Genomic DNA, 12631 nt, shown 5'->3' on the forward strand with positions numbered 1-12631 from the left:
CATCCTGAGCATGTCGCGCATCAAGCGAGGACGAAGGACCTTTTCACATCTGAACAAGTCGTTCTAACGTGAGAAGGTCCTTCGTCTTCGCTTGATGCGCGACATGCTCAGGATGACAGACTAATTCAGCTTACTTATATCCTCACTTCACAACTTCACCGCAGCCGTCTGGCGGATGTCGCGGGAGGAGCTGCCCACTTGCAGGGTGAAGGTACCGGGCTCCAGCACCCACTGCTTTTTAGCTTCGCTGTAGAAGCGGAAGGCTTCGGGGCCGAGGTTCAGGGTTACGGTTTTGGATTCGCCAGGCTTGAGGAATACTTTCTCGAAAGCTTTCAGCTCTTTTTCGGGGCGCTTTACGCTGGCCTGGTCGTCGTGCACGTACAGCTGCACTACTTCGGCGCCGGTCATTTTGCCGGTATTACGAATGGTAAGCGTGGCGGTGGCGCTCTGGCCTTTGGAATGTACCGTGAGCTTGCCGTACTCAAAGGTAGTGTAGCTCAGGCCGTGCCCGAAGGCGAATTGCGGGGCCACTTTGTACGTATCGAAGTAGCGGTACCCTACGAATACATCCTCTTTGTACGTCTGCTTCAGGGGGTTGCCGGGGGTGCTGGGGTATTCGCCCAGCTTGTGGGCCGGCGAGTCCTCCAGCTTCACGGGCCAGGTCATGGGCAATTTGCCGGAGGGATTCACGTCGCCGAACAGAATTTGGGCCAAGGCGTTGCCGCCTTCCATACCGGGGTACCAGGCGGCCACGATGCCCTTGGCTTGCCCCGCCCACGCCGACACATCCATCATGCCGCCGCCCATGAGCACCACAATAGTGTTAGGATTGACGGCCAGTACGGCCTTAATCAGCTCATCCTGCCCAAACGGCAGCTTCATATCCGGCTTGTCGAATCCCTCGGCGTCGTAGGCGTTGTCGCTCCACACTTTGTAGTCGTAGCCGTGGGTGGTGCCGCCCACAATAATTACCGTTTCGGCGGCTTTGGCGGCGGCTACAGCTTCAGCAATCAGCTGCGGATCAGCCTGCTGGCCCCGGGCAATTTTGTAGCCGGGCGCATAGGTTACTTTCACGCCGTTGCGCAGCGGTTTCTGCAGGCCAGCCAGGGGCGTAATTTCGTACTTGGCCTTCACCTGCGAGCTGCCGCCGCCCAGGGCATTCTCGCGGGTGGCGTTGGCCCCGATAACGGCGTAGGTTGTGGCGGTCAGGCGCAGGGGCAGCACGTTGCCCTCGTTTTTGAGCAGCACAATGCCTTCCTCGGCTACTCTGCGGGCCGTAGCCTGGTGCTGGGGTGCATTGTAGGCGCCGGCCTGACGCTTGGCCCCGTCCAGCATATTGGTGCGGTACATCACCCGCAGAATCCGGCGCACCTTGTCATCCAGCAGCGGCTCCAGGGTCTTGTCTTTTTTCACGGCTTCCAAGGCCGCCGTCCCGAAAAAGAACTTATCATACAGGGCTGGGGTGAGTTTGGCCGCTCCTCCTCCAGCCGTCTGGTCCACGCTGCTGTACATCAGTGACAGGTCGGTCCCCATTTCCAGGTCGGTGCCATTGCGCAGGCCTTCCATTGTATTATGCACCGAACCCCAGTCACTGATTACTAGTCCCTTGAATCCCCACTCCTTTTTCAGGACGTCGTTCATCAGGTAGGCGTTGTGGGTGGCGTACTGGCCCCGAAACTTGTTGTAGGAGCCCATGAGCGTGTTCACCCCGCCTTCCTGCACGGCGGCCTGGAAGCCCGGTAGGTACAGCTCGCGCAGGGCCCGCTCACTCATCTCCACGTCGATATCGTTGCGGTGCTCCTCCTGGTTGTTGGCCGCGTAGTGCTTCACGCAGGCCGACACACCCTGATCCTGCACTCCCCGGACGTAGCCTACTACCATCTTCGAAATCAGGTAAGGGTCTTCGCTCAGGTATTCGAAATTACGGCCGTTCAGAGGAGTGCGGATAATGTTGATGCCGGGGCCCAGGATAATGTCCTTGCCCCGGAAGTTGGCCTCCGCGCCCAGCACCGAGCCAAACGCGTAGCCCAGCGCCGGGTTCCAGGTGGCAGCCAAGGTGTTGCCGGTGGGCAGGTAGGTACCCGAGTCGTTCACGCCTTCGTCCAGGGTCCAGTCGCGGCCGTGCTCGGGGCGCACGCCGTGGGGGCCGTCGGAGGTGGTTATTTCCGGGATGCCCAGCCGCTTCACTCCACCCGAGGTAAAGGAGGAATTGGCGTGAATCATGGTGATTTTCTCCTCCAGCGTCATTTTTTTGATGAGTTGGTCAATTTTGGCCTCGTTGGCCATGAGCAGCTGCTGGCGGTTGGCTGGTGCGGTGGCTGGGGAGCTTGTGGCGGGTGAAGGTTTCGTTTGGGCTGTAGCTGAAGGAGCCGCCGCGCAGAACACGGCCGCGGCCAGCAGCGCCGCCCGGCGGAAAGGAAAGCAGAACATAGCAGGGAATTAAGAAATGACGGGAATCGGCCGGATGCCGCCTGGGCGCCGATGTGGTCAGCGCAAGCGCCGGGCACCGAGCTTAAGGCCCCGCACTTTGCTGCCGGCCGGGTAGTCAAATGTAGAACCGAAAACCGCCAAAATCCAGCGCAAACCCCGTTTTCGACTTCTTCAACCGCCTGCCTATGCCCGTGGCCAACCGCTTAGCGCACACGCAACCCAGCCTGCCGGCCAAGGCGGTCGGGTTCCGGGTTCAACTTCTCCCGGATAAAAAACAACCCTTTTTAGCGGTACTGCCGCCCCTTCCACTCGAAACGCAGGGGCAGCAGGCGGAACAACCCGATTCCGAGGGTGAGCGTGAGCGTGTACAGCTCAAACAGCGGCAGCAGCTCTAGGGGCGGGCGGCGGCCCACCTGGCGGAAGCACTTGGCCGCCAGCCACCCCTGCACCGCCAGCTTGGCCGCCCAAACGCCCAGGGCCACCGGCCAGCCCGCTACCACCCCCAATCCCAGCAGTAGCAGATGAAAGGAACCGTATAGCGCCAAGCACAGCTGCAACCACCACGGCAGCTGCTCCACCCCGCGCAGCCAGCGCCGCCGCTGGTGCAGCAGCCCGCCCCACGTATACATGGGCAGCGACTCGGCCAGCACTTCGGCGCGGAACAGGTTGCGGTAGCCATAGCCGCAGCGCAGGATGGCTTGGAATAGCTCGAAGTCCTCGGTAACTGAAAACGGTAGCGCCTCATAGCCCCCGGTGGCCTCGTAGGCGGCGCGGGTCACCAGCATGTTGTTGCCCATAGCCGTCACGGGCCGGCCCAGGTCGGTCACTACTTGTACCAGCCCCAACGACATCAGCCAATCGAGGCCCTGCAAACGGTGAAACAGGCGGGGGCCGGTTACCAGCGTGAGGCCGGTTACGCTGCCAATGCCGGGCCCGGCGTGCGCCAGCAAACCGCTGAGCCAGGTGGGCGGCACGGCAATATCGGCGTCGGTAATGCAGAAATACTCGGTGGTGGCGGCGCGGGCCAAGTGGGCCAGCACGTTGGCCTTGCCCTGGGCCAGACCCAACGTATCGGTAATGGGCACTACTCGAAAGCTCCCCCCGTAGCCCTGCATGGCGGCGGCGGCCTGGGCAGCGGTGTTGTCCGTGGAACTATCGTCGCCGAGCAGTACCTCCACCAGTTCTGGGGGGTAGTGCACGGCCCGGATGGCCCCTAGACAACGGGTAATGGCCGCTGCCTCGTTGCGGGCGGCAATCAGGATGCTCACCCGGGGCCACGGCTGCGGCAGGGGCGGCACCGGTACTATCTGCCGTCCAAACAGCAGGGTAGCCACAAGCAGCAGCCCAAACCAGACCAGGAAATACAGGGTGAGGAAAATCAGCATGGTGCTCAAAGCTTCTCGAACCGGTAGCCGAGCCCGGCGAAATACGCCAGGTAACGGGGCAGCACGTAGCGCAGGTTACGGCTGGCTTTCAGGCTATCATGAAACACTACCACGGAGCCCGGACGCGTGAGCTGGATGGAGGTAGCCAGGCACTGCTCGGGGGCAAACTCCGGGTCGTAGTCGCAGGTTAGCACGTCCCACATGATGATTTGGTGGGTGCGGTGCAGTTGCCGGGCCAGGGCACGGGTGATGCGGCCGTAGGGTGGGCGCAGCAGCGGCCGGACCTCGGGCTGCAATGGCTGCAATACCTCCTGGCAGCGGACCACATCGGCCACGTACGCTGCCCGGGAGTGGCTCCAGCCGCTGATGTGGTGGTAGGTGTGGTTGCCCAGGCGGTGGCCGGCCGCCAGTACCTGCCGGGCTATTTCCGGGTGTTTGCGCACATTATCCCCCACGCAGAAAAACGTGGCCTGCGCTCCAAACCGGGCCAGTTGATCCAGCACAAACGGCGTTTCCTCCGGAATGGGCCCGTCATCGAAGGTCAGGTAGAGTGTGGGCGGCGTGGTGGGCGGCATGGTCCAGATACACTCCGGGAACAGGCGCTGCACCAGGCCGGGCATTCGGTGAAGGTGCATGTTGGTGGTTGGTTGCTGGTTGTTAGTTGCTGGTTGTTAGTTGTCAGTAACCAATGCCGTCATCAGAACGCCCTGACCACTGACGACTAACTAATGCTGCCCGGCGGCTTGTTCTACTTCGGTCCAGAGGCACCGGGCGCTTTCGGCCCAGGAAAACCGCTGCCCGTTGCGCCGGCCCTGCTCCATAAGCTGCTGTCGATATTCAGGCGACTCGTATACTCGCTGAAGGCCTGCGGTGATGGAAGGCACCGAGAACGGGTCGACCAGGCAGGCCGCACCCCCGGCCACTTCGGGCAGGGAGCTGCAGTTGGAAGTGAGTACCGGCGAATCACAGGCCTGGGCTTCAATAACGGGAATGCCGAAGCCTTCAAAGTAGGGTACGTAACAGGTGGCCAAGGCGGCGGCGTACAGCTCCACCAGCTCCGCATCCGTCACGCGCCCGGTCAGGTGTACATCGTGGCGGTGCTGGAGCTGCTGGTATACCTCGAAGATGGGGCCCGCTTTCCAGGCGGTGCGGCCCACTATCAATAGCTTGGTAGTAGCGCCGGTGGCGGTTTTGAAGGCATCGAAGGCCCGCAGCAGGTTCACCAGATTTTTGCGCGGCTGCAAAGCGCCCACGAACAGGAAGTACTCCTTGCCGGCTGCGTACCGCTCCCGGGTAGCCTGCTGCACCGCCGCCGGCTGGGGCCGGAAGTGCGCATCGGTGGCGTTGTACACCACGCTGATTTTGCTTTCCGCAATGCCGTAGGTACGCACAATATCCTGCTTCGTGGCTTCCGACACGGCCACCAGCCGCTCGGAGGCGCGGGCAAATTTTGGGGTAAAAAACCGGTAGTAGCGCAGCACCAGCTTGTTCACATCCTGGGGAAAATGCTCGAAGGCTAAATCGTGGAGCACGGTTACGCGGGGCACCCGGGTGCGCAGGGTGGTGAAGCCGTCGGGGCTGAGAAACACGGCCGGGCGGTGGCGGCGCAGCCACTGGGCCACGGCACCTTCAAACCAAGCCACCCACAGCAACGGATGCCGGGCCGGAGGCCGCAGTACGTGCGGCACCACGTTCGGCCCCAGCAGGTACCGCTCGTCAAAAGCCCTGTCAAAGAGGAAGTGAAACGTGTGCTCCGGGTGCTGCTGCACCATGTGGCGCAGGGTTTCCAGCGTAAACCGCCCAATCCCCTCCAGCTTGTCGCCAGGCAGCAGAAAGCGGACGTTGACAGCTACATGCACGGGGCGGGGAAAGGTGAAGTTGTGAAAGGTGAAGTTGTGAAAACGGGCGCGCAGATTAGGCGGCGGGCTGCTTACGGGCCCGCAGAGCCTTTAGCTCGGCCACCTGTACGATGCCCAGCCCAAATATCAACACCAGTAGCCAGACGCCCGCTACCACCGTTTCCAGCCACCAGGGCAAAGCCGCGTAGGCTTGGAGCAGATACCAGCCCCCGCACAACCCCGCAAACGCCACGGCCAGCTTGCCCAAGGCTGCCAGCGGCAGCTGCACGCCCGTGCGCCGGGGCACCAGCCACACGTAGCCCACGGACACTAGCACGGCACATAATAAGGTATTGAAGGCCCCGGCCAATGCCCCGTAGCGCGGCATCAGCAGGAAGTTAAGGCCGGTATTGAGCACGATACTGCCCGTAACCAGCCAGGAAACTGGTTTTTCGTGGTCGGTGCTGGTGAGCAGGGTGCTGTAAATGGCGAAGAAGGCGTGCACCAGCACATTCAGAAACAGCACCTGCAAACACTGGGTCATGCGCAGCAGCTCGGCCGGAGTGCTGTGCTTGAATTGGAAAAACAGCAGCTCGCCCCGAAACAGCCCGAAGCCCGCCACCAACAGCAGCGGCACCGTTACCACCCGCTGCCCGAACCACAGCAGCTCCTGCTGCTCCTGGCGACGGCCGGTGGCGTGGGCAAACCGGGCAAAAAACAGGGGCAGCACCGTCCAGAGGTACATCATCACGGCATCCACCCAGCGGTAGGCGGCGGCGTAGTAGCTGGCTTCCCGGGCCGATACCAGCCGCTCCAGCATCAGCATGTCAATCCGCTCGTTGAGGCCGTACACCAAGGTAATAAACGCCAGCGGCAGACTATCCAACAGTACCTGCCGGGCCTGGCTCCAACGGGGGCGCAGGGCCACGCGCCCGTACAGCCGCCGGATCAGGCCGGCCAGCAGCAGGAACGTGAACAGCACGGCCACCGTGCGCGCGCCCACAAACGCATCCAGACTCAGCCCCAATGGCAGCAGCGCCAGCACTAGGCCCAGCAGCAGCAGCCGCTCCAGCACCGACAGCACCGCATCGGCAGTAAAGCGCTGGTGAGCCTGCAGCACCCCGCGCAAAAACAGCGTGTACTGGGTGAGCAGCAGCCCCGCCGCCGTAATGGCCAGCAGCAGCAGCCAGTGCCCCCGGTAGCCCAGCACCCAGCCCACGGCCACCGTCAGCAGCAAAAAACCCACCCCCAACCCGGCCCGCAACGGCAGCAGGGTCGGGAAAAAGTCGGAAAAGAAGCTGGGGGCGGCGGCCAGCCGTTTGGTGGTGAGCTGGGTGGTTCCCAGGTCGGAAATACCGGCCATGATGGTGGCCAGTGTGAGTAGGGCCGTGAAGGTGCCGAACTGCTCGTGCCCAACACGGTCCTGCACCACGTTTTCCAGCACCACCCAGCCCGGCTTCACCAGCAGGTTCAGCAGCACGACAAAGCTGATATTTCCGAGGAAGCGTTTGATGCGAGCAGAAGGTTTAGTCAGAGTTCAGATGCCGAAGCGGACCGGCCAGGGGCCGCCAGCCAATGGCAGAAGCGCAAAACTACGGAAAAGCCCGTGGGCAAAGTGACCTTCGCACTCATCGTTTGAGGGGCTTTTTCCTCTATATTTGCCTGCCGCCGACGGCCGGGCTTTCCACTTTTCGGTCGTGCGGCCTTATTTTTCACATGTCGGAGTCGTCGTATTCTCTCCTGGGTCTTTGGCCCATTATTAACCGTTGGAAAAAGCTAGTGGGTGTGGCGCTGCTGCTGGCGCTGGTGGGTAGCGTGCTAGTGGCTCTGCTGCTGCCGAACGTGTACAAGTCAACCGCCGTTTTCTTCCCTACCAATCCCCAAACCACTGACCCTGACCGCATTGCCACCGAAGGCAGCAAGCTGGAACTGGGCGGCCGCACCGAGGATCTGGACCGGGTAATTACCATTGGCGAGTCGCAGCCGGTGGCGGAGCTGGTGATTAAGCGCTTCAACCTGCACCAGCACTACCAAACCGGCGCGGTCGGCGACGATGCCGCCGATGATGCCGCCCTGCGTGAGTTCAGCTCCAACCTGAGCATCGTGCATAATGAGCGAGACGCCATTGAGCTGACTTTCCTCGATAAGGACAAGAACTTGGCCGCCCAGATTGCCAATGCCCTGGTGCAGGTAATTGACTCGGTAAACCAGCAGCTGACCCTGGAAAACCGCCGCAATGTGCTGGGCCTGTACAGTCAGCGGTTTCAGTTTCTGAACAAGGAGTTTGAAACTTCCCGCCAGAAGCTAATTCAGGCCCGCCGCCGCTACGGTATTTATGGCCTGGAACAACAGTCGCGCTACCTGGCCCGGGAAATTATCGAGGTTGAGTCGAAGCTGCGGCAGGCTGAGGGCGAAGGCAACAGCAACGAAGCGGCCGGGTTGCGCCGGGCTTTGCGGGCCCTCACCAAGGCCGAGGGCGGTAACGTGATAAACCTGGAAAATTATACCCTGGGCGTGGACTCGCTCAACCTGTTTACGGCCCGCATGACCGACTTGCAGGCCCGCTTGGTAAAGGCCCGCGGCGAATACGAAACTGCCGACGTGGCGTTGAAAGGCAAGCTTTCTTCCCTGTACGTGGTGCAGAAAGCCTATCCGGCCACCAAGAAAAGCAAGCCCATCCGCTGGCTGATTGTAGTGGGCTCGGTGTTCCTGACCCTGGCCTTTTCGGTGGTGGTAATTACCCTGCTGGAGTTGTGGCGGCGCACGGCCGGCCGGCCTGGCTACTCGCCCGCCCAGTGAACCAGCGGCTAGCTTCCCTCCTGCCCCAGGATTCCGCCCAGCGCCTGTTTCTGGGGCTGGTAGTGGTGTTGCTGACGGGTGGAGCCACGGCCCTGCTGCTGGAAACGCCCCTGGCCCTGTTGCCCGCCGCCCTGGCCGTGGGCCTGCTGATGGTGCTTACGGAGTGGCGGACGCTCTATTACCTACTGTTCCTGACGCTGGCTTTTTCCCGGGAGATGCCTCTGCCCGGTGGCCTGAGTATGGACGTACCCTCGGAGCCGCTGCTGCTGGTACTTACCGGCTGCGTGCTGGCCACCCTGCTGATGCGCCGCGACAACCTGCCCCGCCGGGAGCTGGGCCACCCGCTGGTTATCATCTTGCTGCTGATGCTGTTCTGGTCGGTGGTGTCCACCATGTTTTCCGTGGACACTACCAAATCGGTGAAGTATCTGCTGGCCAAAACCTGGTATCTGGTACCGTTTGGCCTGGGCACTTTGCTGCTCGTGCGCCGCCCCGCCGATGTATGGCGCTTGGCGGGCCTATACGCCATCGGCGCCTGCCTCACCGTACTGATTACGGCCGCCAAGCACGCCGCCCACGGCTTCAGCTTTGAGGCCGTGAATGAGGCCGTGCACCCATTCTATCGTAACCACGTTATTTACGCCACGGTGCTGGCTCTGCTGCTGCCGTTTGCGCTCTACAGCATCCGTAGCACCCGGGGGGCCGAAAAAACGGCCTGGTGGGTGGCCTTGTGCATTCTGCTTTTTGGGTTGATTACCTCTTACACTCGCGCCTCGGTGCTGTCGTTGCCGGTGGCTGGGCTGTTTTACTACGTGGTGCGCCTGCGCCAGACGCGCCTGCTGCTGCTGGGTGCGCTGGTAGCGGTGCTGGCTGGATCTACCTATTTTCTGAGCCAGAACAACTACATGCTGTACGCCCCCAACTTCGAGAAAACCGTGTTTAACGGGGAAAACTTTGAGAAGCACCTGGAGGCCACCTACAAGCTGCAGGATGTGTCGGGGATGGAGCGGGTGTACCGCTGGGTGGCGGCGGGCCGCATGGCAGCGGCCAAGCCCCTGGTGGGCAGCGGCCCCAGCACGTTTTACCCCGAGTACAAGCGCTACACGGTGCGCAGCTTCCGTACCTACGTGAGCGAAAACCCCGAAAAATCAACCACCCACAATTACTTCCTGCTGGTTCTGGCCGAGCAAGGCTTCCCCGGCGTAGTGCTGTTTATGGTGCTGCTGGGGGCCGCCCTGATTACCATTGAAACCCTCTACCACCGCACGCGGCCGGGCACCCAGCCGCGCTACGTGTTGCTAGCCTGCGGCCTGAGCTTCGTTATCATCGTGTTTCACCTGCTCCTCAATGAGCTGGTAGAAGTGGATAAAATCGGCTCCTTCTTCTTCATCAACCTGTTCATGCTCATCCGCGTGGGCAGTTGGGCGAAAGGTGAAGTTGTGAGGCATGTGACGCATTGAGCCAGTAACCAAAGCAACCCATCCTTTTCAGCTGCTCAAAGTTCTGTAAACCGAAAGCCCCCACCGTCTGGTTCTGACGTGGGGGCTTTTACGTGGGCTGAGGCTGCGCGCCATGAGAGCAGTGAGAAGGTAGGGTTGCTTCGGCTCTGCCTCGCAATGACTATTTTCCAACTTCACCATTTCACAACTTCACCATTTCACAACTTCACTACTTAAACCGGCAGCTGAGGATGGTTACGTCGTCGGCGAAGCGAGTGCCGTTGGTGTTGAAGGCTTCGATTTCGCGCAGCAGCTGCTGGTGCACGGTGGTCAGGGGGGCGTAGCGGTGCTGGCGTAGCACCCGCAGCACGCCTTCCTCCCCAAACTCCTCGTGGTCGGCATCGAAAACTTCCGTCAGGCCATCGGTGTAGGAGAGCAGCAGGGCGCGCGGGGGCACGGTTACCCGGCCCACTTTCAGCATGGGCAATTCATCCATCACGCCCAGCATAATGGAGCCTTCCTTCAGCAACTGCACCGGCCCAAAATCCGGGATGAGCAACGGGTCGTTGTGGCCGGCATTCACGTATTCCAGCTCACGGGTGCGCCGGTCGTAAAGGCCAAAGAACACGGTGATGAACTTGTCGCCGCCGGCGTTGCGGAAAATCAGGTTGTTGAGCTCCTGGGCCACGGTAGCCAAATCGGCCTGCTGGCGCAGCAGCGTGCGGAGCCCGGCCTGGAAGTTCGACATCAGCAACGAGGCCGCCACGCCCTTGCCCGATACGTCGGCCACGCAGAACAAAAACCGGTCGGCATCCAGGTCTACCACGTCGTAGTAGTCGCCGCCCACGGCCGTGTGGGGCACGTAGCTGGCCTGCACAGCCACGCTGGCATCATTGGGCAGCTTGCGCGGAAACAGCATGGTTTGCACTTCCTGGGCAATTTCAATTTCCTTGCGCATAGCCGCATCCGCTACCCGCTGCCGGGCCAGGCGGCGGTTCTGGATGGCCCCGAGCAGAATGTTGCTGAGGGTTTGCAGAAACTTGGTGGCTTCCTCATCCACGTAGTCCTCGTGCACGTTGCCGATGAACACGTAGGCCAGTACCTCCCCGTTCTGCACCACCGGAATGCTGGTTTGCAGCGGCTCCCATTCCGGGCCCAGGCCGGGAAAGTGTTGGAGTGAGCAGGGCTTACCCTGGCAGTTTTCCAGAATGGCGGCGGGCAGCGGCACCCGCCGGAAATCGGTGAGGCCGGCCCCAAAGGAAACGGTGCACACCCACTGATTTTCCTCCTTCACGTAGAGCACCAGCCGCCGGATGTTGAGCTGGCCCAGCAACGTGAACTGAAATATCTTGTACAGCGCCGCCTCCGTAGGGTCCAGGTTAATGGCCTGGGTAATTTCCAGCAAGGCACCCAATTCCCGTTCTTTCAAAAACAGGCGCTTTTCGGGGGTAGTGTTGGGCATAGCGAGTTGAGTTATGAATGCGGGGTTACGAATCCTGAATTTTTAGTGTGGCAGCTAATCGGCCTATTTCCTACCAATTCAGGGTGCAAGCCTTTTCATTCATCATTCTATGAAAGTGGAGTTTTGGGGTCGTAGGCGTCGCGCAGGCCGTTGCCCAGCAGGTTAAAGCTAAGCACCAGCAGGCTGATGGCCAATCCGGGCAGCAAAGTAAGCCATAGGCCGGCTTCGGTGCCCAGCAGTTGAAATCCTTCGTTTACCATGAGGCCCCAGGAGGGCGCGGGCGGCTGCACGCCCAGGCCCAGAAAGCTCAGACCCGCTTCCAGTAGAATGGCCGCCGCAAAGTTACTGGTGGCCAGTACAATAAGTGGACCCGTCATGTTGGGCAGCAGGTGGCGCCAGATCAGGCGACTCTGGGGTAGGCCCAGCACGCGGCCGGCCTCCACAAAGGTTTTTTCGCGCAAGCTCAGCATCTGCCCCCGCACCACCCGGGCCACATCTACCCACATGGTCAGGCCCACGGCCACAAACGAAGTCCAGACGCCCTTGCTGTCTAGGGCCAGGGAAATGGCAATAACCAGCATAATGCCCGGAATACTCCACACCACTGTCATCAGGCCTAGCAGCAGCGAATCGAGCCAGCCGCCCACGTAGCCGGCCACTGCTCCGATGAGCATACCCAGCAGCACCGAAATCAGCACGGCCACTAGCCCAATACCCAGGCTCACGCGGGTGCCCAGCAGCAGGCGGCTCAGCTCGTCGCGGCCGGCCTTATCGGTGCCCAGCCAGTACGTACGGTGCGTAATGTGCTCTTGCTCAATCTCCTGCTCTAACTCGGCCGCCGGGCCGGCGTGGCCCGCCACAGCCGCCAGGGAATACGCCTGGGGCTGGTCGGCGAGGGCCGAGTGGTTGCGGTAGGGTTGGGTGTATAGCGAGTCGCCCCGCACCTGGTAGCCGGCAATGGGTACCTCCCGGTACTGCGCCGGCTGCCCCTGCCACCAGGTAAGCAGGGCGTTGCCGGCAGCCTGGGCAGTATCGGGGGCGGGCAGGCGCAGAATAGTGGCCCGGAAGCCGGGGGCTTCTTTCTGCAGCTGCACCAGCCCGTTGTTGGCGTTGGGCGAGTTATCGGGCAGTACCCAGTAGCCCAGCACGGCCACCAGCGTACAGAGCACAATGAAGCCCAAGCCCAGCATGGCGGGCGTGTTGCGCAGCAGCCGCTGCCGCACATAATAGCCGGGGGGCCGGGCCGCCGGGGCCGGGGCAACGGTGGTAGCCACGGCG

The 12631-nt window shown here is 61.6% G+C and carries 9 protein-coding genes; 2 read left to right on the forward strand and 7 right to left on the reverse strand.

What is annotated here, in order from left to right; all coding sequences use genetic code 11:
• Positions 1-147: 147 nt before the first annotated feature.
• The 5 genes from ABIB60_RS17020 to ABIB60_RS17040 form a co-directional block, all read right to left on the reverse strand.
• Entirely contained in the window at positions 148-2430 is a 2283-nt protein-coding gene (locus tag ABIB60_RS17020) for a glycoside hydrolase family 3 C-terminal domain-containing protein (protein WP_354581609.1), read from the reverse strand.
• Between the two features lie 284 nt (positions 2431-2714).
• Complete coding sequence (locus ABIB60_RS17025; protein WP_354581611.1) at positions 2715-3815, reverse strand: glycosyltransferase; 1101 nt, start codon at positions 3813-3815, stop codon at positions 2715-2717.
• Positions 3816-3820: 5 nt separating this feature from the next.
• Complete coding sequence (locus ABIB60_RS17030; protein ID WP_354581612.1) at positions 3821-4450, reverse strand: polysaccharide deacetylase family protein; 630 nt, start codon at positions 4448-4450, stop codon at positions 3821-3823.
• A 90-nt stretch (positions 4451-4540) separates the two neighbouring features.
• Entirely contained in the window at positions 4541-5674 is a 1134-nt protein-coding gene (locus tag ABIB60_RS17035; RefSeq protein WP_354581614.1) for a glycosyltransferase family 4 protein, read from the reverse strand.
• Positions 5675-5729: 55 nt separating this feature from the next.
• Positions 5730-7187 (reverse strand): oligosaccharide flippase family protein, encoded by a 1458-nt coding sequence (locus ABIB60_RS17040; RefSeq protein ID WP_354581686.1) that lies wholly within the window; start codon positions 7185-7187, stop codon positions 5730-5732.
• A gap of 182 nt (positions 7188-7369) precedes the next feature.
• Between ABIB60_RS17040 and ABIB60_RS17045 the strand changes: the two genes are divergently transcribed.
• Positions 7370-8452, forward strand: a complete 1083-nt coding sequence (locus ABIB60_RS17045) for a GumC domain-containing protein (RefSeq protein WP_354581616.1) — start codon at positions 7370-7372, stop codon at positions 8450-8452.
• Positions 8449-9912, forward strand: coding sequence for an O-antigen ligase family protein (locus tag ABIB60_RS17050; protein WP_354581617.1), 1464 nt, complete (start codon positions 8449-8451; stop codon positions 9910-9912). The genes ABIB60_RS17045 and ABIB60_RS17050 overlap by 4 nt, the downstream gene beginning before the upstream one ends.
• A 208-nt stretch (positions 9913-10120) precedes the next feature.
• Here the strand turns inward: ABIB60_RS17050 and ABIB60_RS17055 are convergent, their stop codons facing one another.
• Entirely contained in the window at positions 10121-11353 is a 1233-nt protein-coding gene (locus ABIB60_RS17055; RefSeq protein WP_354581618.1) for a SpoIIE family protein phosphatase, read from the reverse strand.
• Between the two features lie 107 nt (positions 11354-11460).
• Positions 11461-12627, reverse strand: a complete 1167-nt coding sequence (locus ABIB60_RS17060) for an ABC transporter permease (RefSeq protein ID WP_354581619.1) — start codon at positions 12625-12627, stop codon at positions 11461-11463.
• Positions 12628-12631 lie beyond the last annotated feature (4 nt).

It is taken from the genome of Hymenobacter sp. UYP22 (genome assembly GCF_040547285.1).
Taxonomy (GTDB): Bacteria; Bacteroidota; Bacteroidia; order Cytophagales; family Hymenobacteraceae; genus Hymenobacter.

Excerpts from the sequence above, each read along its gene's own strand:
- ABIB60_RS17020 (WP_354581609.1), bottom strand. The coding sequence starts at position 2,430 with ATGTTCTGCTTTCCTTTCCGCCGGGCGGCGCTGCTGGCCGCGGCCGTG.
- ABIB60_RS17025 (WP_354581611.1), bottom strand. The coding sequence starts at position 3,815 with ATGCTGATTTTCCTCACCCTGTATTTCCTGGTCTGGTTTGGGCTGCTG.
- ABIB60_RS17030 (WP_354581612.1), bottom strand. The coding sequence starts at position 4,450 with ATGCACCTTCACCGAATGCCCGGCCTGGTGCAGCGCCTGTTCCCGGAG.
- ABIB60_RS17045 (WP_354581616.1), top strand. The coding sequence starts at position 7,370 with ATGTCGGAGTCGTCGTATTCTCTCCTGGGTCTTTGGCCCATTATTAAC.
- ABIB60_RS17055 (WP_354581618.1), bottom strand. The coding sequence starts at position 11,353 with ATGCCCAACACTACCCCCGAAAAGCGCCTGTTTTTGAAAGAACGGGAA.